General features: G+C 64.7%; 13 protein-coding genes. 6 read left to right on the plus strand and 7 right to left on the minus strand.

The features are described 5' to 3' along the window. A partial coding sequence (locus RWT78_RS18380; protein WP_314677137.1) for a (Fe-S)-binding protein occupies window positions 1–3,066 on the minus strand: 3,066 nt, incomplete at its 3' end. Between the two features lie 359 nt (window positions 3,067–3,425). Between RWT78_RS18380 and RWT78_RS18385 the strand changes: the two genes are divergently transcribed. Further along, complete coding sequence (locus RWT78_RS18385) at window positions 3,426–4,076, plus strand: glycine zipper family protein (protein ID WP_003943407.1); 651 nt, start codon at window positions 3,426–3,428, stop codon at window positions 4,074–4,076. A gap of 79 nt (window positions 4,077–4,155) precedes the next feature. Here RWT78_RS18385 and RWT78_RS18390 read toward each other — a convergent pair whose 3' ends face one another. From RWT78_RS18390 to RWT78_RS18410, 5 genes are all read right to left on the minus strand, one after another. Continuing rightward, window positions 4,156–5,466 carry a S1 family peptidase gene (locus tag RWT78_RS18390; RefSeq protein ID WP_007726683.1) on the minus strand — a complete coding sequence of 437 codons (1,311 nt, stop codon included), beginning with the start codon at window positions 5,464–5,466 and terminating at the stop codon, window positions 4,156–4,158. A 225-nt stretch (window positions 5,467–5,691) separates the two neighbouring features. Beyond that, window positions 5,692–7,032 (minus strand): S1 family peptidase, encoded by a 1,341-nt coding sequence (locus RWT78_RS18395; protein ID WP_054187118.1) that lies wholly within the window; start codon window positions 7,030–7,032, stop codon window positions 5,692–5,694. 109 nt (window positions 7,033–7,141) lie between these two features. Next, window positions 7,142–8,392 (minus strand): hypothetical protein, encoded by a 1,251-nt coding sequence (locus RWT78_RS18400; protein WP_314677140.1) that lies wholly within the window; start codon window positions 8,390–8,392, stop codon window positions 7,142–7,144. A gap of 111 nt (window positions 8,393–8,503) precedes the next feature. Beyond that, window positions 8,504–10,939 (minus strand): LuxR C-terminal-related transcriptional regulator, encoded by a 2,436-nt coding sequence (locus RWT78_RS18405; RefSeq protein WP_314677142.1) that lies wholly within the window; start codon window positions 10,937–10,939, stop codon window positions 8,504–8,506. 14 nt (window positions 10,940–10,953) lie between these two features. Continuing rightward, window positions 10,954–12,681, minus strand: coding sequence for an Hsp70 family protein (locus RWT78_RS18410; RefSeq protein ID WP_065456005.1), 1,728 nt, complete (start codon window positions 12,679–12,681; stop codon window positions 10,954–10,956). 335 nt (window positions 12,682–13,016) lie between these two features. Here RWT78_RS18410 and RWT78_RS18415 point away from each other — a divergent pair, with 335 nt between their 5' ends. The 5 genes from RWT78_RS18415 (at window position 13,017) to RWT78_RS18435 (ending at window position 21,143) form a co-directional block, all read left to right on the plus strand. Continuing rightward, window positions 13,017–15,314, plus strand: a complete 2,298-nt coding sequence (locus RWT78_RS18415; protein WP_065456004.1) for an IniB N-terminal domain-containing protein — start codon at window positions 13,017–13,019, stop codon at window positions 15,312–15,314. Between the two features lie 123 nt (window positions 15,315–15,437). Beyond that, complete coding sequence (locus RWT78_RS18420; protein ID WP_314677147.1) at window positions 15,438–17,306, plus strand: dynamin family protein; 1,869 nt, start codon at window positions 15,438–15,440, stop codon at window positions 17,304–17,306. Further along, complete coding sequence (locus RWT78_RS18425) at window positions 17,303–18,787, plus strand: dynamin family protein (RefSeq protein WP_042452229.1); 1,485 nt, start codon at window positions 17,303–17,305, stop codon at window positions 18,785–18,787. Before RWT78_RS18420 ends, RWT78_RS18425 begins: the two co-directional genes overlap by 4 nt. 104 nt (window positions 18,788–18,891) lie before the next feature. Further along, on the plus strand, window positions 18,892–20,475 hold the full coding sequence (locus RWT78_RS18430; RefSeq protein ID WP_054187123.1) for an MFS transporter: 1,584 nt from the start codon (window positions 18,892–18,894) through the stop codon (window positions 20,473–20,475). Between the two features lie 23 nt (window positions 20,476–20,498). Continuing rightward, entirely contained in the window at window positions 20,499–21,143 is a 645-nt protein-coding gene (locus tag RWT78_RS18435; protein WP_209922084.1) for an FMN-dependent NADH-azoreductase, read from the plus strand. A 19-nt stretch (window positions 21,144–21,162) separates the two neighbouring features. Here the strand turns inward: RWT78_RS18435 and RWT78_RS18440 are convergent. Further along, window positions 21,163–21,527, minus strand: a 365-nt coding sequence (locus tag RWT78_RS18440) for an LLM class flavin-dependent oxidoreductase (protein ID WP_314677153.1), incomplete at its 5' end; no start/stop codon positions are given.

The raw sequence follows: 21,527 nt of genomic DNA on the forward strand, positions 1-21,527 counted from the left end.
CGCCTCAGCAGGCGCTTCAGCGGGTTCTGCCTTCACAGGTTCGGCCTCGGGAGCCGGGGCCTCAGCAGCCGGCGCCGGGGCCGCAGCGGGAGCTGCCTTCCGGGCACCGGGAGCCTTTGCGCCCGACTTGAATCCGAGTCCGCCGGCCTTGGCAGCAGGCGGAGCCTTCGGGGCTTCCGCCTCGGCGGCCGGAGCCTCTGCCGGAGCGGCCGGAGCCTCTGCCGGAGCGGCCGGAGCCTCTGCCGGAGCAGCAGCAGGTGCTTCAGAAGCAGGAGCAGCCTTTGCACCAGGAGCCTTGGCCCCGCCCTTCATCTGCAGTCCCTTGCCGCCGGGTGCCTTGGCGCCGGACGCCAGACCCTTCGGCTTGGCGACGGGTGCAGCAGCTTCGGGTGCAGCAGCCTCAGCTGCCGGAGCTTCCGCTGCCGGCGCGGCAGCGGCCTTTGCTCCGGGTGCCTTGGCGGCGCCCTTCATCTGCAGTCCCTTGCCGCCGGGTGCCTTGGCGCCGCCCGCAAGACCGAGACCCTTGGGCTTTGCGACAGGTGCTGCCGGTGCAGCAGCTTCGTCAGCGGGAGCTTCCGCGCTTGCGGCGGGAGCCGCCTTCTTGGCGCCGGGAGCCTTTGCCCCGCCGGCCATTCCGAGCCCCTTGCCGGGTGCCTTGGCACCGGGAGCTTTTGCACCTGGTGCTTTGGCGAGGCCCTTCATGGCCAGACCCTTGCCTGCCGGTGCAGCCTTGGCTTCCGGAGTCGCGGCAGCTTCCTCGACTTCGGCGACCCGATCCTGCTCGACGGTCTCAGCCTTTGCCTCAGCAGCGACCGGTGCCTTCTCGCGCGGGATCACCTTGATGTTCTCGCCGAGCTGGGCGGGATCGAGACGAGTGACGGAGTTCAGCATCAGCTGCGCGACGTCGACGACCTCGACGCCTTCGCCCTGGCCTTGCTCCTGGCGGGCAGTGACGCCGTCGGTGAGCATGACGCGGCAGAACGGGCAACCCGTGGCGATCTTCTTGGGGTTGGTGGAGAGCGCTTCGTCGACGCGGTCGACGTTGATGCGCTTGCCGATGTTCTCTTCCATCCACATGCGAGCACCACCGGCACCACAGCACATGGAACGTTCGCCGTGACGCGGCATTTCGACGAGCTTGGAGCCTGAGGCTTCCATGAGTTCACGGGGAGCGTCGTAAACCTTGTTGTGGCGTCCGAGGAAGCACGGGTCGTGGTAGGTGACGTCTTCGCTCACGGACGCAACCGGGATCAGCTTCTTCTGGCGCACCAGACGGTTGAGCAGCTGAGTGTGGTGCACGACCTCGTAGTCGCCGCCCACCTCCGGGTACTCGTTGCCGAGGGCGTTGAAGCAGTGCGCACAGGTGACGACGATCTTGCGCTTCTTCTGCTCGATACCGTCGAAGACCGAATTGAGCATCTCGATGTTCTGCATCGCGAGCTGCTGGAACAAGAACTCGTTGCCGGCACGACGTGCGGAGTCGCCGGTGCAGGTTTCGTCGGCGCCGAGGACCATGAACTTCACTCCCGCGGTGGCGAGGAGTTCGGCAACGGCCTTGGTGGTCTTCTTGGCACGGTCTTCGTAGGCGCCGGCGCAGCCGACCCAGAAGAGGTACTCGTAGTCCTCGAAGCTGTCGGCGTCCTTGCCGAAGACGGGGATCTCGAAGTCCATCTCGTTGATCCAGTTGAGGCGATCCTTGGAGTTCTGACCCCAGGGATTGCCCTTGTTCTCGAGGTTCTTGAACAGGCCGGCGAGCTCGGAGGGGAACTCCGATTCGATCAGGACCTGGTAGCGACGCATGTCGATGATGTGGTCGACGTGTTCGATGTCGACGGGGCACTGTTCGACGCAGGCGCCGCAGTTGGTGCAGCTCCACAAGGTTTCGGCGTCGATGACCGGGGCCATCTCGCCTTCGACGGTTTCACCGACGAGCTTGCGGTCGGCCTCGAGGCGTGCCGCCTCGGGGATGGCTGCGAGGGCGCCTTCCTTGACATTGCCTTCGCTGTCGACGAGACCGATCTCGTCGCCGCCCATGTCCTTGCGTCCACCAGCGAGCAGGTACGGGGCCTTGGCGTAGCCGTGGTCACGCAGCGACATGATGAGCAGCTTGGGCGAGAGCGGCTTTCCGGTGTTCCACGCGGGGCACTGGGACTGGCAACGACCGCACTCGGTGCAGGTGGTGAAGTCGAGCCAGCCCTTCCAGGAGAAGTCTTCGATGTTTCCGGCGCCGAGAGTGTCGGTGTCGGGGTCGACGTTCTCCATCGTCAGGACTTTGCCCTTGGACATCATGGGCTTTGCCGCGCCGAGGGCGACGGTGCCGTCGTCTTCACGCTTGAAGTAGATGTTGAAGAACGCCGAGAAGCGGTGCCACGCGACGCCCCAGGTGATGTTGCGGCCCACGATCGCGAGCCAGATCATGCCGGTCATCAGCTTCACGAATGCGAACACCGAGATCATGACGGGGCTGGCGGGAAGCAGTTTCGCGACCTGCATGGTGAAGAAGTCGGTCCACGGGTTGGCGTGACCGTAGGTCGCGATCTTGCCTGCCTTGACCATGATCATGCCCAGGCCCTCGAGCAGGACGATGCCTTCGATGACGTAGGCGGCCTTGAAGTTGGAGCCGCCGAAACGGGACAGGCGCGCGGGCAGACGCGGGTGGTTGAGCTGACGGATCACGATCAGCGTGGTGATACCGATGACGGTGCCCAGGCCGAGGATCTCGTCCCACAGGTGCCACGCCCACGTGTTACCGAAGATGGGCCAGTGGAACTCGGGGTTGAACGTCTGGCCGTAGGCCTCGAACCACAGCAGGAACCCACCGAGGAAGCCGACCATGACGAGCCAGTGGGCCCAGCCGACGCTGCGGAACTTGTTCATGCGCGTGTGCGCGATGAACTCGATGATCATCTGCTTGAAGCGAGGGAAGAACGGGCGCCATCGATCGGGTGCCGACTGGCCGATGCGCACGGTGTTGAACATCCTCAGCGCGCCTGAGAGGAAGATGTACCAACACACCAAGCTCAGCAGAGCACCAATCGTGCCCAACGTAATCGTCAGGGCATTCATGTCGCGGCCTTTCGTTTCAGGGCGACGCGTCGGCCACCTCGGGACAGCCCACTGATACTAACCTGCGTTATGTTACCCGCCAGTAACTAGCATTACCAGCCTGTAGGTACCGGCTGGTAACCGCTCGTGGCCTGGAGAGATCGATCTTCTGCGTCGGACGGGCTGGGCCAGACGCAGACATGTCTGGTCGTCACGTTAGGCGGTGCCCGTCAGGTGTCCATCTGTCAGGCAGCCCTAAGTCGGGTTCCGAGCAGGTGAGAACAACCGACCGGCTGTTATCGTTACGCCCGTCACGCACAGGGGAAACGGGTGGTGTGAGTCATCGACTGACGCCCGCCCGATCCCGGGGAGGATCAAAAATGTTCATTCGAAAAGCTGCGGCCGTCGCAGCGATGACCATTGCCGCTACGGGCATCGCTGCAGGTACTTCTTACGCAGCTCCGGAGACGTCACCCGACGTTTCGTACACCGCCGAGGTCGTCGACCAGGCCGTTGTCACCACCATCGACGCCGGAGCATTCCGGGTCTCGGGCGACGGAACTCACGTCGACTTGCAGAACAGCCAGGGCGCAACTCTCGTGAGCCTTCCGCTCGCGTTCAACCTCGGCGACGTTCAGTTCCCGTTCGACGAGACCGTCAGTGAGGACGGCAAGACCCTCACCCTCAAGCCGAACCTGGACCCGGCCAGTTCCAAGCCGAAGCCGGTCGCTGCCGAGTTCACCCCGGTTGCTTCGCCTGACGAGGATCAGAAGGCAATCGAGAAGTTCCAGTCACAGCTCGGGCTTGCCACGCAGATCGGTAGCCTCACCGGCACGATCGTCGGGGCGGTCATCGGTTGCATCGTGGGTCTGCCCGGCCTGGTCGTCGGCTGCCTGCCCGGCATGGTCACAGGGGCCGGTATCGGTGGAGTCGCCGGTACCATCCTCGCCGGCGGCGGAACTGCCGTCGTCGCGGGCTTGGACCTGATCAAGGTTCTGAACGCTCCGGCTGGAACAACTCTCTTCCAGTAGAACGTCACGAACGCCGAAACGGGCGCCACACCTTCAGAAGGTGTGGCGCCCGTTTTGCTGTCTCGAGGAATGCGTGTGATCAGTAGTCGCGAACCTTCAGGCCTGGGTTGGCGGCGAGGATGTCGTTGATCGGCGTCGCGTACTGGGTCGGGGCTTCTTGCCCGAACAGTGTCTCTGCCTGAGCGATCTCGCACAGGGGAGAGGTGGCGACGTTGGACGCACTCGTGATGCCCACTGCCAATGTTCCGGAGACGATCGGGCCACCGCTGTCACCCTGCAGGACGCAGATGTTGGTGGTGAAGCCGTTGTCGAGGGTGTGATCCAAAACCTTTGCGACGCGGTTGACGCCGGTGACGACGCCGCAGCTGAAGCCCGTGGTCGATCCTGCCTTGCAGACCGGGGCGCCCACGACAGGATCGGCGGTACCGGTGATGTTGACCGAGCGGTTGAACGGGACCCGCACGCTGTTGTTCTCGAAGCGGTACTTCGCGTTGTCGTCGATGTTGATGATCGAGTAGTCGCGCCCGTCGAAGCTGCTCTTGGCGAAGTACCCGACGCGGGGCCCGGTCTGGTTGTTCACCATCGGGAAGACCTGGCTGGAGTTCGAGGTGCCGGCAGCGGCGCGATTGGGATCACAGTGACCGGCGCTGATGTTGACCGTGCGCCCTGAACCGTCGGTGCCGTTGAAGCCGAACGAACAACGCAGTCCAGTGTTACCGGAGGTTGCGCCGAAGGCGTCTCCGCCCAGTGCGGCGTCGCCGGTTGCGGATCCGGTTGCGGGGATGAGGTCCGCGACGATCGGGGGAACCAGTAGCGGAGCAGCGGTATGGACGACGGTCCGCTTCAGGAACTCAGGCAATTCGATGCCGGCGGCAGGATCGGCGGTGAGGGCGACTCCGTTGCCGACGACGTCGACGGCAATGCCACGCACGAGGTCTGCGACCTCGGCAGGCTGCGAATCGAGCCAGGTGTTGAGTGCCGAGAGTTGACTTTGCAGAGCCTGCTCGCTCTGCGCGACGTCCTTGACCTCGAAACCGGCCTTCTCGGCGGCCTCGCGGGCAGCATCCTTGTCTCGACCGTCAGCGAGAGCGACTACGCCCTTACCGAGGTCGTCGAGCCACACTCCGGCAAAAGAGTCGGGAAACTGGACGCGCGCGATGGCGGCGAACTCCGCGAGCTTCTGCGCGAGTTCGGAACGCGAGACGAACTGGTCGGGCGTCAGCGCCAAGTCGTGCTGTAGGGCTTCGGCGAGTTCGACGGGCAGATGGGCTGCCTGATCGGATACCCCGGATTCGTTCGGTTCTGCGTTCGCGACCGCGGTGATCGGTCCGAGGAGCAGCAGCGCGGCCGAACCGAACACTGCGGCGCGACGTGCGATGGAGCTTCGCATGTGGGCCTTTCCACTTCGTTGACCGCGTACCACCCCCCTGGGAGCACACGGATACGGCTCACGGACTTGTGGTGAGCCGATCACAGTCGACCATGACTATATGGGTTCGAACGCGCTATTCCCACCCGTTACATGAGCAGACAGCGCTGACCCCGACCGACAACAGCACTGTGCCCGCCGATCGCGAAACGGATCGGCGGGCACAGTGCGTGAATCAGTGGTTGGTCAACCTGCAGTGCGGACGCGGATTCCGGCACCGACACCGCCACCGGAAGCGCGATCTGCCGCGTCGAGGATGTCTCCGACCGGAATACCCAGATTCGAGGTTCCACCGGAGGTCGCCAGTACCAGGTTCGCTTCGTTGCAACTGGGTGCTCCGCTGCTGTTGGAGCCGCTGGTGATGCCCAGAGCCAAGGTTCCGGAGACGATGGCGCCGCCACTGTCCCCGGCGAGGGTGCACGCGGTGCCGGCGAATCCGCGAACGGTTCGTGAATCACCGTCCGCCATGACCAGTTGAGTTTCGACGCGATCGGCTGCCACGACACCACAGGTGAAGGACGACGTCTGGCCGGACTTGCAGATGGGAGCGCCGATCACGGGACGTGCTGTTCCGGTGATCGCGAGGGTGGTCCCGTTGGCACCGCGGACGGCAGCACGGTCGAGGCCCGCGTCGATGCCGGACTGGTCGAACTTGATGACCGAGTAATCGAGATCGCCGGCGTTGTTGCCGACGGAAGACTGTGAGAATGCTCCGATCAACTGACTGTCGTCGACGTTCGCGTGATTCGGCAGGTAGACGGGCGACTTCGAACCCTCGGCCGGATTGCAGTGTCCGGCACTGATATTGAGAGCATTGTTCTGATCGTCGACGGCGTTGAACCCGAACGAGCAGACCGAGATGTTCTCGGTCGGTGTCTCGCGAATGGGGCCTGTCGACGTGATGTAGGTGTCGCCGCCGAGTGCTCCGGGATCAACCGATCCGCCGCCATCCGGGCTGAGAACGATCTTGGTGTTCTCGAGCAGGGTCGGAAGATTGAGCGCCTGCCCGACGGGGCTGTTCGCGACGTCGATGACGACCTGGTTGTTCAGGACGTCGATAGTCGCCGAATTGACTGCGCGTGAGATTTCCTTGGGCAGCCCGGCAATCCATCCGTTGACGTCGGCCAGCGTCTTCTCGAGGGTGTCGGCGGAGACGGGGGCGACGTGCGTGCGGTAACCGTCGTCGGCCGCGATGCGTGCAGCTTCGGTGGTGGTGACGGCTACGACGGGTTGACCGTCGAGTCCCATCCACGAGCCGGCGTAGTCGCCAGGGCGCTCGGACTTGAATTCCTGGGCGTATGCACCGAGTTCCTGAGCTTTGGCAGCGCGGTCCAGATACTCCTGTGGGGAGATCTTCAGATCGCGTGTGATCGCCTCGATCAGCTCAGCCGGAAGCTGATCTGCCCCGAGTTGTTCGACATGCGTGTCGGAGGCGGGCTCTGCCGATGCCGTCGTGGTGAATGGAGCTGCGAGCAGTAGTGCCGAGGCGCCGACCACAGCGGTGCGGATCGCCAACGAGTTACGCATGAAATCCCTTCAAGTCCCCGGCACCGAGCCGGTAGGTACCGCACCCACCATAGGGGAAAAGTTTCGACGAGGAATATGTGCCTGTTGTCGGCAAGTCGAATTATTCTGTCTAACTTGGCATTCCGGGTCTCGGGGCCAATGGCATGACGGGCATGTCGGGATTCGGAACCACCGGATCGGTTGTGTCGGTCGGGTTGGACGGCTGCGTCGGCGTTGTCTGTGTATCAGTGGGGGCGGTCACGGCGGGAGTGTCCGGGGTATCCGGATCGACCGGATCCAGCGGTCCGACGACCGGCGGCAGGTTCTCGATCCGAAGGGGATCGATCTGGATGGTGATCGGCGATCCCTGTTGCGCGGGGACGTTCGCCGTAGTGGATTTCTCTGTACCGGTGCCCGGACTCACCGGAATGGGCTGGGATTCGGATGAGGTCGATTCCGCTTCGGATGCCCACGACTGCGCCGTCGGCTGCGCGCCGAGAGCGGGTACTTCCGGTGGGGGTGAGGTCGCTGATTGCGTGCCTGTCCCGGATGAACTCGTCGGGGTGGCAGCTGTGTCCGTCCCGGGGGACAGGGAAGATTGTGCGTCGAGAATCCTGGGTGCTGAAATGGTCGGAGTGTGTCCGATGATGACCGCGGCCGCGCAACCCGACACGGTCAGAAAGACTGCGGCGGCTGCTGCGGCGATGATCGGTCGGCGCTCCGACCGCCACTGGCGATTCAGCCAACCGTCGATGCTCGGTTCTTTCGTGACCGGTGCCTCCACGCCGGATTCCGGCTCCGGTTCGATCAGAACGAACGGCGGAAACTCTTCGGGGGTGTCCTCTGGCTCGGCAAAATCGGTTGGCTGGGGTTCGGGACAGGTAGAGGTGATCGAGAAGGGTGCGGCCAACGCTGCGGCTCCGCGAGCAGCACGGTCGTCGGCGTCCGGATCCGCGAGCCAAGCCGCAGAGGCTTCATCTTCTGAAATCAGTTCGACGCCGTCGAGATTCATGCTGTCGAGTGCGCCGCGCAGTACGTCGACGGAATCGCTCGACCAACCCGCGGGGATCACCGCAGAGATGTTCAGGTTCTGATCGGTGAGTGATCGGACTTCCTTGACCAGGCAATACATTGCTGTCGCTACCAGTTCCTCCCCTCGCGTCATGTGCTCGGAGAAGTTGTCGGTATCGTCGGTGCCGACCCTGTCGAGGAACCCGCGCAACCCGGAGGACCCCGCCGCGGTTCCGCCTAGCTGCACGGTGCCGTCGGGGGCGTGGTGCAGAACCGATTCGCGTTCGAGGGTCACCAGCTCCGAGTCAGGTCTCGCGATCGCAGCAATGCTTCGTTTGTTGCCGACGGCGAGTCCGACTCCCCACTTCATAGCGATCCCCGTTTCACAGTTACCGAACTTTGCTCGGCAGGCATGTCCTGATTGCTGTGAAAACTATCACTTAAGCGGATATACGCAACCCTCTGGACAATATGCAGCTAACTACTTGTTCGACGGTGTCATGCTGCGAAGGATGGTGAGCAGTTCCGAACGAGACTGCGCCCCGACGCGCCGCTTGATGCGTGCGACATGGTGCTCGACGGTTTTAGCGGAGATGTAGAGTCGTTCGCCGATTTCCCGATACGTCAGTCCGACGACGACGAGTTCGGCAACTTCTTGTTCGCGCTCGGTCAACACCGACGGTGGCGCCGCACTTGTGGCGGTATCGGTTGCACTTGTCTCGGCCGTCGACGTTGTGCGTAGCGAGCGCGCAACGTGGAGCAGTGCCGTGGCCGATTTGGTGTCCGGGGTGCGCAGCGCTGCTTCGCCGGCGAGGCGAGCGGCGTCCCACGGGAGTCCGATCCGACTGAGCGTTCGTGCGGCGGCTTCGACATCGTCTGCGTCGACGTTGCCTTGCATGAGTAGGAGCCACTGGCGTCCGGCGATCGCCAAACCGGCTGCGTAAGTGTGAGTTTTGGCTGATTCGGCGAGTGTATGGGCGTGTGGGAGGAGATCGGCCGGCGACTGCGAGAGGATCGACGCCTGGACGCCGTACCAATGCAGCGGCGACGACCACAGCGGCGGCTCGCCGAGCGCGCGGAGGAGTGAGCGCGCGTCGTCGACGAGATGCTCGACCTGCTCGGTCTCCTCGAGCCGTACTGCCGCAAGCCACAGTTCGCCGATGGGAAGCAGATCGAACAGATCAACGCTGCAGGACGAGAGGGTGCCTGCCGCGCCCGACCAAGCTCGACGCAGCTGGGCGAGATCGCCGGAACGCCGAGCGAGACCCACGATCAGAGCATGCAGAAACAGTGCGTCACGCTCGCGGAGGGGGCCGCGGACTACCTCCTGCGGTAGGTCTTCGAGAATCGCGTCCTGCCCGCGGACCATCGCGATCCAGGCGCCGAGAAGGTGAAGTCGCGCCCACGTGTGGCTGCTTGCGTCGTCGGCGGCGATCGCGGCCGTGACGACAGCGGCGGCCCGTTCATGGGCGCCGTTGTGCAGGAGTGCGAGAGCTACCAGCGCCGGGGCGGAATCAGGCTGGAATTCAGATGTGTCGGCTCCGCCGGGGAGCGAGAGTGCGCGCGACATCGTGTTGAGCGCACTCGGCGCGCTCCCGGTGACCGATTGCATCAGTCCGTTGGCCAGTGTGGTAGCGCCGACCGTCGAGCTCGACGGTGATCCTGTGTGTCCGGTGAGCGCGGCGTTCGCGTCATCGACCTTGCCGATGCCGAGGAAAGTGATTGCGGCGAAGGGGGATTCGTTTCCGGTGCGCCCTGGCCCCAGCCAGGTGTAGAGATCTGCAGCGGCGCCGAGTTGGCCGCATGCTGCGGACGAAGCTGCGCGGATTCGCACCGCCGCAGCCAATCTCGCGTCGTCGAGATCGGGTGCGGCGATGACGGAATCGGCCAGACGGCAGGCAGTGTCGAGGTCACCACTGCGAGCCGAGACCTGGGCGTACAGCAGCGTGTCGGCCACGCCGAGAGGCTCGATCGAATTCACGCGGCGAAAGAGATCTGCCGCGACCGCCGGCGTGCTCGCCTCGACGGCGTCTCGTAGTACACCCGTGAGATCGCGGTGGCGGATGCCGGAGTCGAAAAGTCTTCGTGCTGTGTCGATATCGAGGGTTCTCGTGTGTGCGCGTGATTCGACGATTCTGATCAGCTCGCTGCGGATACGCCCGGTGCTCGTCGACTCGGCGAGCACGCTCGCGACGAGTGGTGATCGCGAACCGAACAGTCCGGTCGCCAGTGCCCGGTCGAATGCAGCTGTGAGGCTGAACTTCTCCTGTCCCAGATCGAGCTCGAAGGCGTCGATGTCCGGGACGGCGAGTGAAACTTCGAGGATCTCGCGCTCGATCGGATGCAGAGCGGTGACCTGGTGGAGGATGTGTGTGCGTATGGCGTTCGGCATTTCCAGGCGGCCTGCCGAGGCGGCGGCGAAGTACGCTTCGATCGCCCCGAAGGAACCACCGGACAGATGCTCGAGCGCCACCACGGTGCGGTCGTCGAGCGGGACTCTTCGCTCGGCCGCGATCTTCCGAATATCGTTTCGGTTCAACGGGTTCAGATGCAACACGGTGCCGAAACTCGAGATGTTCGAGTAGATCGGTGCGAGTGGTGGATCGATCCGATCGGAGGCTACGACAACTCCGAGGTCGTCACGTTGGACAAGCTCTTTCAGGGCACGGATTTCATCGGAGGTCAGAGCTTGCGCGTCCGCGATCACCACAATCGCGTCGGCGGGGACGTCATGCGTGACTGCGGTGACCACGGGCTTGTCACCCGATTCGATTCGCTTCCGAACAACCCTCGTCACTTGGGGCCGAGCGCTGGCATCGGTCCCGGTGACGAACAGGCGCAGTGGCGATGCAGTCAGGTCGACGTCGCGCAAAAGTCCTGCGATGAACGACGATTCGGTGCAGTTGTCACGGTTCATCGAAAGACCGCCGGTCAGCGGATCGGTGCGGTGACGCCGCCGACGACACCACCGACCACGTTTCCGACACCACCGACGACGTTACCGAGACCTCCGACCACGCCGCCGACTCCGTTGCCGACACCGTCGACCAGACCGCCGACTCCGTTTCCGATGCCGGTCGCAGCGTCACCGACACCGGTCCCGACGCCGGCTCCAGGCGCGGGTGCGGGTGCTGGTGCCGGGGCGGGAGCAGGTGCGGGCGCCGGGGCGCCGGGTGCGGCGGGTGCAGGCGCCGACGGAGCGGTCTCGCCCGGTGCGGGCGAGGATCCCGCCGGTGCGCCGGCAACCGGAACTGCCCCCGGCGCCGTCGTCGAGCCGCCTGCGGCAGCAGGAGAACCGGGCTGATTGCTTTGAGTGCCGTTGTTCGCAGTCGTGGATCCGGTGCCTGCCGCTTCCGCTGCCGTGGTGCTGCCGGGAGTAGAGCCCGCGGTGGTCGAAGCGGTCGAGGAGGTGGACTCGCTGGTGGTGTTCGCCGAACTGGACGGAACGTTGATCTTGTCCATGGCAGTTCCGATTCCGAGCCCGCCTGCGGCGAGCACGATGAATGCTCCCACCACTGCAGCAACGACGCCGACCCTCGACGAGCGTCGAGTCGCCGTGTTCTCTTCTTCGGTCGGCTCGGCAAGCAGCGGAGTGGAGAAGGCGGGAACTGGTGCGGGCTTGCGAGACGGCTCGGCGGGAATCACTGCAGTGGCGGCGGCCGGTACTTGCGAGTCTCTGGCGTCGAGTGCGAGGGCCGCGGCGCCGGACGCCGCGCACGACGCTGGATCGGCGTCGGCGATCACCGGGACACGAAGCTCCGCCGACAGTAGTTCGGCGACAAGGGGAATGGACGAGCTTCCGCCGGCCAGGACAACCTGATTGACGTCACTGGACTCGACGCCGGCAGATCGCAGGCTTTCGCGAACCAATGCCACCGATTCGGTGAGGGCGGGCCGGATCAGATCTTCGAGTTCGGAACGAACGAGTCGAACGTCGCTGACGGCACCGGGAAGCGCCACGCGGGCAACGGTTTCCGTCTCGGTGGAAAGTTCCTCCTTGGCTGCGCGGGCATGCTCGCGCAGAGTTTCCAGCGCTGCAATCGTCTCGAGGGCAAAGGGATCAAGGGTTGCGAACTGGTCGGAAACCGCATCGAGCAGGTGAACGGTGACGAGGTGATCGAATTCGTCGCCGCCGATGTCCTCGCTGCGCAGCGGCTTACCGAAGATCTCGCTTCGTCCGTCGGTCGTGGACATCATCGTGACGTCGAGCGAGCGAGCACCGAGGTCGTAGACGACGGTCAGACCGTCGCTGACGACAGTTCCGGAAGCGGCGAGCCACGCCATGACGGCTGCGGGTTCGGCGACGAGAGTCGCCCCGTGAACCCCGGCGTCGTCCAGAGCGGACTCCATGGTGCGTGCTGTGTGGCGGTTCCACCCCACCGGGTGAGCCAGGACGACAGTTGGCCCTTCGTTGCCGCCTGCCTGGTCTACCAGTGCGCCGACAGCCGTCGCCGCGAGAGCCTCGCCGCGGTACTCGGTACCGTCGGCGGCAAGTATCGGAATCGGGTCTCCGACGCGCTCGACAAATCCGGTGATGACGGATCCGTCGTCCAATTGCAGCGCACTGGGTAAGCGGACCTGTTGCGTTTCACCGGTCGAGCCGTCGGTGACAGCTACGAGAGTGGCCGAACCGATGCTGATGCCGAGCCCTGCCGCCATGAACGAACTCCCCTGGTCGTGGGCGACAGAAGGACTGTCGCGGTTGTCTGCGATGTCGGTTTCAGGACCTAGATCGTTACCGGATCGGAGGAGTCGCGACGAAGTAGGGGACCGATCCCCTAATCGGGGCAAATCCCCTATTCCGACCGGGCGTAGCCCAATGGGGGGCTTCCCCACCTGTCCCTGGAGAAGAGGGGGGTGCTCCCCGTTGGCCCCAGTCGCAAAAGTTCTTAGCGTTGATTCCACTCGCTACCTCTGGCAGCGCACCAGTTTCCGGACCACCGGCAACTACCCACCGGCAACAACCCGGTCAACGAACTTCAGGAGAACCCGCCATGGCAACGAACGCCGTACTCGAATTCATCCTCGGGCTACTTCGTGACGACGAGGCAGCTGCCAACTACTGCGCCAACCCGACCGCGGCACTCGATGCTGCCGGTCTGTGCGACGTCAGCCCCGCCGACATCGTCGCGGTCGCTCCGCTGGTCGCCGAGTCCGGACTCTTTGCCGGTGGCGGCGCCGACCTGTCCGCGATCGTCAACGCCGGTGCGTCCGCTGCCGGTGCAATCGGCGGCGGTCTCGGACTCGGCGGTGGTCTCGGTGGTGGACTCACCGGTGGTCTCGGTGGTGGCCTCGGCGGCAGCCTGGGTCTCGGCGCCGGTGCAGGAATCGGAGTCGGAGGCGCCCTCGGCGGCCAGTTCGACCTGGTCGGCGACTTCGCAGCAGCCCTCAGCGCTGCGCTTGCCATCGGTGGCGAGATCAGTGCCGAACTCGGCGCAGCCTTCGGCGCTGTGATCGAAGCCGGTCTCGGTTTGGGCGGCGCACTCGATCTCGAAGGAGCTCTCGATCTGGGCGCACAGCTCAGCGCGGCTCTGGGCGGCGCCCTCGGTGTGACCGGCGGTCTGACTGCGGAGCTGGGAGCAGCCCTCGACGCCGCGATCGGCGCAGTCGGCGGACTCGACCTGACGGCAGGGCTCAGCGGAGCTCTCGCACCCGTCTTCGCCATCGGTGGTGACCTCGGAGCCGATCTCGGCCTGGCTCTCGGTGGACTCCTCGGCGGCGCAGCAGACCTCAGCGGTCTCCTTGACATCGGCGGCGAACTGGGCGCGAGCCTGACCGGCGCACTGGAATCCGCTCTTGCACTCGGCGGCGGCCTGGATCTTGCCGGCGCTCTGACAGGCGACCTCAGCACGGCATTGTCCGGCGCGCTCTCGGGCGTCCTGGGAGCCGGCGGCACGATCGGCGCCGATCTGGGTGCATCGCTCGGTGGCGTCCTCGGCGCGATCACGGATGTCAGCGTTCTCACCGATATCGCGGGCGGCCTCGATCTCGGTGCTGCCCTGAGTGGCGCCCTCGGCGGAGCACTCGGCGTCGGCGGCGGTCTGGAAACTGCATTGGGCGGCGCACTCGACGCAGCACTGGGTCTCGGCGGCGGACTCGACCTCGACGCCGTACTCGGCGGCGGCGCAGACCTCGGCGCGCAGCTCAGCGCGGCACTCTCCGGCGCCCTCGGTGCCGGGGGAACGGTCGGAGCCGACCTTGGTGGCGCACTCGGTGGACTGCTCGGGGGAGCACTCGACCTCGAAGGTGGTCTCGGCGCAGACCTCGCGGCAGCTCTGGGCGGAGGCGCGAATCTGTCGACGGCCCTCGAGGGTGTTCTCGGTTCGGCACTCGGCGTCGATGCCGGGCTCGCGGGCGGTCTCGGCGGCGCTCTCGACGCAGCGCTGGGTGCAGGCGGACTTACCGGAATCGACCTCGGTGGTGCACTCGGTCTGGGCGGTGAAGCAGGCTTGGCAGCCGGTGTCGCTGCGGCTCTCGACACCGCTCTCGCAGGTGCAGGCGGCTTGGGTGCTGTCGGTTCCGTGGGCACGGACCTGACCGGCGCGCTGGACGGTGCGCTGGGCGCGGGCCTCGGGCTGGGGGGCTCTCTCGACAGCGTTCTCGGTGCCGAAGGTGCACTCGGTGGAGCGCTGGACACGGCACTGAACCTCGGCGGAATCGAGACCGGTTCGATCGGTGCCGACTTGCCCTCCGTCGACCTCGGCGCAGTGAACCTCGGCCCGATCTCCGCTGAACTGCCTTCCGTCGACCTCGGAAGCATCGCGGCGGACGGCCTGAACCTCGGCGCTGTGACCGGTGATCTCGGAGCAACTGTGGGCGGTGCTCTGGACGCAACAGCAGGTCTCGACGCAACAGCAGGTCTCGAAGCAGCCACGAACGCTGCGGCCGGCTTGAGCGGATCGCTCGGCGGCGCACTGAACGGCGTCACTGATCTCGGCGGATCGCTCGGCGGGGCTGTCGGAGCAGTCACCGACGTGACCGGTTCGATCGGTGCCGACGCAGCCGCAGCTGCCGGTGGCACAGTCGACGGTGGCGGTACCGTTGGCGGCGGTGGAGTCGCTGACCTGGGCGGATCTCTCGGTGGAGCAGTGAGCGGAGTGTCGGACCTGACGAGTTCGTTGACCGGTGCGCTGAACCCGTGGTCGTCGATCGATGCGACCGATGCTTTCGGTTCGGGTTCCACTTCGGGTCTGAGCGCCGATACCGAACACTCGCTCTTCGCCGAGGATTCGGTTGCAGCGCCGGTCGATCACATCGACCCGGTTGCGGTTGTCGATCACCTGCATCCCTGATCTGCTGACGCAGGAACTGAAATCGGTCAAAATGACCTGATGTAACAAATCCGGCCCTGCGCGCGCTATGCGTTCGCAGGGCCGGATATTCGAGTCGGGAAGAATTGCGGGTCAACGTAGCTCATGAGTGATTCAGCGAGTCAGGTAAGCAGCCGGAAGGCGCGCGTCGCGTCGTCGACGGCGTCGTTGCTCGAACGAACAGCCGTCGTGGCGAAGGATTTCGGGCGCACGGATCTGGTGCGCCGACTCGAGAACGCTCAGGTGAGAGTCAACGACCCGCGTATTCGCATCGTGGTGGTCGGACCCCTCAAGCAGGGCAAGAGCCAGTTCGTCAATTCTCTGCTAGGCATCGACGTGTGCTCGGTCGGTGACGACGAGACCACGGCCGTGGCGACGGTAGTTCAGTACGCGGAGACCGCGGTCGCCGAACTGATTCTCGCCGATCCGGGTGCGGCGCCCATTCGGGTGCCCCTCCCGCTCGAGGAACTGATGGGGATCACCCCGGCCACGCCTCGCGCCGAAGGGCGTGAGGTTCTGCGTGTGGAAGTGGGTGTTCCCAGTCCGCTGTTGGCCGACGGTTTGGTTCTGATCGACACCCCTGGTGTCGGCGGTCATGGAAATCCTCATGCTGCAGGAACATTGGGATTGATCACTGCGGCCGATGCAGTGTTGGTTCTGTCGGACTCCAGCCAGGAGTTCACCGAACCGGAGCTGGGATTCATCCGCCAGGTCGTCAATCTGTGTCCTGCGGTAGCCGGGCTGATCAGCAAGACCGATCTGTACCCGCACTGGCGGCAGATCCTCGACGCCGATCGCGGACATCTCCAGCGTGCCGGGTTGGATCTGCCGCTCATTCCGATCTCCTCGGTACTGCGCTCGCACGCGCTGAGGCTGGGGGACAAGGAACTCGAAGCGGAATCCGGATTCTTGGACCTCTATCAGTTCTTGCGGGACAACGTCGTTGCGCGTGCCGAATCGAATACTCGACGCGCAGTTGCGATGGATGTGCGTTCTGCGGCAGCACATCTGACGTTGGAGATGGGCAGTGAGCTTGCGGCGCTGAAGGATCCGTCGACCGCTCAGGCAGCGGTCGCGGGACTGCAGCGTGCCCGGGCAGCGGCCGAGGAACTGCACAAGAAGACCTCACTGTGGCAGCAGAGCCTCGGTGACGGCATCGCAGACCTCGCCGCCGACATCGATCACGACCTCCGGGACCGGTTGCGCCGGGTGACCCGCCAGGCCGAGGAGACGGTCGACGAAGGCGATCCCGGTAAGGACTGGGACGTCGTGGGGGAGTGGCTCGAACAGGAGATTGCCACCGCGATCGGTGACAACTTCGTGTGGGCGCATGATCGCGCACAGTGGCTGGCAGAAGTTGTGGCGCAGCACTTTGCGGAGACCGGTGACGTCGCGCTCCCGCATCTCGACGTCGCCGACACCGACGGTTTCCTGGAACCGGTCGGTGCATTGGCGGACCTCGAATCCGGCCGAATCGGCATCACTCAGAAAGTCCTGGTCGGCATGCGCGGCTCGTACGGCGGCGTGCTCATGTTCGGCTTGATCACCACGATGATGGGCATGGCTCTGGTCAACCCGATCTCCATCGGCGCCGGGGTTCTGCTGGGCACCAAGGCTTATCGTGAAGACAAGCAGGCTCAGGTACTCAAGCGTCGCGCTGAGGCGAAAGCGGCCATCCGACGGTTTGCCGACGACGTCAGCTTCCAGGTGGGCAAGGAGTCGAAGGATCGCCTACGCCTGGTGCAGCGGCTGTTGCGTGATCACTTCACCGACATCGCCGAGCAGGCGTTGCGCTCGATCAACGAATCCCTCCGCGCCACTCAGGAAGCCGCGCAGTTGGAGTCGAGTGAACATGCCGCTCGGATCAAGCGTCTGGAGACCGACATGCGCGTCGTCGCGGAGTTCGACGCCGTTGCCGGAACGCTGATCGGCGAAACTCCCGCTCCTGCCTCGGCAAAGGTGACCAACACATGAATGCCACGACCACCGTGACCGCAGTGGAGTCGGCACACGCCCTGATCGACCACGCCAGACGTGCCTACGCCGATCAGCCGCAGACGCGCGCCCAGTTGGAAGAATGTGCGGCCAGGCTCGACGAGCCACTCCGGGTGGCGCTCGCCGGCTCCCTCAAAGCGGGTAAGTCGACGCTGCTCAATTCGCTTGTCGGACAGGATATAGCGCCTACCGACGCGACGGAATGCACACGCGTCGTCACCTGGTATCGGAACGGGACGACGCCGCAGGTGACCGCGACGGCCGAGAACGGTGCCGAGTTCAACGTGCCGGTGACGCGCCGCGACGGCAGGCTCACGTTCGATCTGGGCGAGTACACCGCAGACTCGGTGGACCGCATCGACGTCGACTGGCCGTCTTCGGCATTGGCTCGTACGACGATCATCGACACACCGGGCACCTCGTCGCTCTCGACCGAGGTCTCGGCCCGCACCTGGGACATGCTCGTTCCCGACGGTGAGGCACCGGGCGCGGATGCAGTGGTCTACCTCCTGCGGGCTCTCAACGCCAGTGACATGCAGTTCCTCGGGAAGATCGCGGATCACGTGGGCGGAGAATCCGGGCCACTCGGAGTGATCGGAGTTCTCTCGCGTGCCGATGAGGTCGGCGCAGGCAGGCTCGACGCGTTGTCTTCGGCGAAGGACGTCGCGGCGCGATTCGCCGAGGAGTTGGAGCGAACCGGCCTGTGCCAGTCGGTGGTTCCGGTGGCAGGTCTACTCGCGCTCGCTGCTCGGACGATGAGGCAGAGCGAGTTCGCGGCCTTCTCGGCGCTCGCGCAGGTTCCGGCCGAGGATCTGAGCCTTGCACTGCTCTCCGCGGATCGCTTTGCCAGGCAGGACAGTCCGCTGCCGGTCGATGCGGCGATGCGGGCGCAATTGGCCGATCGGTTCGGGCTCTTCGGAATTCGCCTCGCCGTGACGTCGATCAAGTTGGGGGCGACCGATTCACCGTCCCTGGCGGCCGAATTGTTGGAGCGCAGCGGCCTGGACGAACTGCGTCAGGTGATCGACGTTCAATTCGGGCAGCGGGCAGATCAGCTCAAATCGCACACGGCGCTGGTGACGCTGGGAAGAATCCTCGAAGCCGATCCGAGCGAGGAAGGCGATCAGATCGCGGCGGAGGCGCAACGGTTGCTTGCCGATGTTCACGGCTTTCACGAACTTCGCCTGCTCGGGCGTCTTCGTTCGGTACACACGGATCTGCCACCCGACGACCTGGCACAACTGCAAAGACTGATCGGCGGCTACGGAATCCGGGCAAGTGACCGGTTAGGCTGCGAACCGGAAGAATCGCCGGAGGTGCAGCGTGCGCGGGCCACGGCGGCTGTCCGCAGATGGCGCGAGTTGTCCAGACATCCGCTCTTCGACAGGTTCACCTCGCGCGCCTGCCTGGTCGCCGCCCGCAGCGCCGAGGGCGTCCTGGCTGAAATTGTGCCCGAATAGGGACCCGTTCACTATGCGAGCGCCGGACGAGGGTTCTATCTTGAGTTCGGGATGATCCGGACATAACTCCCAGGTTCGGGTCCCACCTCGATGGGAGCACGCGCATGGCGAGTGACATCAAGTCCGCTTCACCGGATCGAGCCACCCTCGTCCTGGGGACGCTCATCCTGGTCGCTGCGGTCGCGAACCTCAATCTCTCGGTCGCGAATGTCGCTTTGCCCGATATCGGGCGGGCTTTCGACGCCAGTCAGACGCAACTGAACCTGATCGCGGTCGGCTACTCGCTGGGCCTGGCCGGAACGGTGCTCTACCTGGGGGCCTTGGGAGACCGATACGGCCGCAAGATGTTGCTGGTCACCGGCATGGCGCTGTCCATTCCGGCGTCGATCGTGGCGGGATTCGCCGGGAACTTCGAAGTGCTGTTCCTCGCTCGGATAGTCGGAGGCGTCTCGGCAGGTCTGGCGTTCCCGACCACGCTGGCAATCATCACGGCGTTGTGGGCCGGACCGGCACGAACCAAGGCGATTGCCATGTGGTCGGCAATCGGTGGCGCGATTTCAGCACTCGGTCCGATCGTCTCGGGGGCGCTGCTCGAGCAGTTTCACTGGGGTTCGGTCTTCTTCGTCACCCTTCCCTTGGCCCTTGTGGCACTGATCTGTTCCCTGGTGTTGGTTCCCGCTCACGTCAACGAGACGACCGAGCGAGTCGATCACCTCGGCGGCATAGTGTCGATCGTCTTCATCGGGGCGCTGGTATTGTCCATCAACTTTGCGCCGGTGAAGGGTTCGGGCACGTTGGCTCTGGTGCTCGGGGCGATAGCAGTTGTCGCGGGTATCGGGTTCTTCCTGCAACAGCGACGCGCGGTCAATCCGCTGTTCGATCTTCACGTAGCTGCGCGCCCGACCTTCTGGGTCGCGGCGGTGGGTGGGTTGGTCGTGTTCGGTTCGCTCATGGGCGCGATGTTCATCGGCCAGCAGTTCCTGCAGAACGTCCTCGGGTACTCGACGCTGGCAGCCGGTGCGGCGATCATTCCGGCTGCGCTGGCGATGGTGATCGTTGCGCCGCGCTCGGCGACCATGATCGAAAGGTACGGCGCCCGCGTCACGCTGCTCGCCGGCTACCTGTTCGTGGTTCTCGGGTTGTTCGTCGCGCTGTTCCTGTGGAACGAAAGCACACAGTATTGGCAGGTCGCGTTGGCCTATGCGCTTGTCGGCATCGGCGTCGGTCTGGCCGGCACACCGGCATCGCGTTCGCTGACCGGATCCGTTCCCGTGCACCGCGCTGGTATGGCGTCGGGAACCTCGGACCTGCAACGCGACCTGGGCGGCGCCATCATGCAGTCGATTCTCGGCGGAATACTCACGGCCGGGTACGCAAAATCGTTGGGAAATGCGATCTCGTCCTCGCCGAACGCATCCGAAGTGACTCCCGAAACTCAGGCCGCGCTCACCAAATCCTTCTCCAGCGCCGAAGTTCTGGCGGAACGCTACCCGCAATACGCGGAGCAAATCATGACCGCCGCCAAAAACGCCTTCCTGGACGGGGATACAAACGCCTACATCGCGGCGATCATCATCGTGTGTGCCGGTGCCGCGGTGGTGACGTTCTTCTATCCGCGTCGCGAGCGCGAACGAGTCCTGCTGGCGCAGTACGCGGCGGAATCCGATCTAGCCGCGGAGAAGAGTTGAGCGCGCTCTGGTAGTGATGAGGGATGCCACAGCTACTTCTCATCGATTCGTCCGCCGAACTCCACCACTCGACCTCACGTGATCTGACCGCACTGTTCGCTCAGCAGTGGTCGAAGAACAGTCCGGATCACACGACGGTGACGTTGGACCTGCACCGGGATCCCTTGCCGCACCTCGCGGACGCGGCCCTGCACTATGCACCACGCTTGCGAGTCGAGGGCGAGATTCCGGATCCCGCCGCGGAAGCACTCCAGGCTCGGGTCATCGAGCAACTCACCGCTGCAGACGTCGTCGTGATCGGTGCGCCGATGTACAACTGGTCGATCCCGTCCACGTTGAAGGCGTGGATCGACTACGTACACGTCCTGGGGACTACGGTGCCTTTCGACACGCGTACTCAGCCTCTGGCAGGTAAGCCGGTGGTGATCGTCTCCAGCCGCGGAAACACCTATGCGCCGGGCTCGGGAAACGAGGCCAACGATCACACCGTCCCGCCACTCGTTCAGGTGCTCGGGGTGTCGATGGGAATGGATGTCTCCGTCATCACCGCGGAACTGACTTTGGCGCAACGTATTCCGGCGATGGCACCTCTGATCGAGCAGGGTGACGCGAGCCTGCGTGCTGCCCGGGAGTCGTTGACCGAGCTGGCCCGTACCTTGGGGGCCTGATCAAGAAGTTCGACCGGGTTCAGGTGAGAGACGAGATCATCGACGCCACGTCTGACGGTTCTACGTCGTAACCGGGGAAATAGCAGCACACTTCGTCGGCATGTTCGCCGAACCGCCGCCGAATCTCGGTGGCGCACTCTTCGGGAGTGCCGACGACGGCGAGTGTGGTCAGCATCGGATCGGTGATCAGCGACGCCATCTCGGTGTAGCCACCTCGCTTCGACAGGGCATTGAGTTCCGGTTGGACCTCGCCCCACCCTTCGACGTCGAGCACCGGACGGTATGCGGGCGTCGAACCGTAGAACGAGAGCAGGGCTCGGACGCCTCTGGCGGCCGCGGCAAGTTGATCGTCGCCGCGGCCGACGCCGACGATGACCTGCGGAA

Source organism: uncultured Rhodococcus sp. (assembly GCF_963525155.1).
Lineage (GTDB): Bacteria > Actinomycetota > Actinomycetes > Mycobacteriales > Mycobacteriaceae > Rhodococcus_F > Rhodococcus_F qingshengii.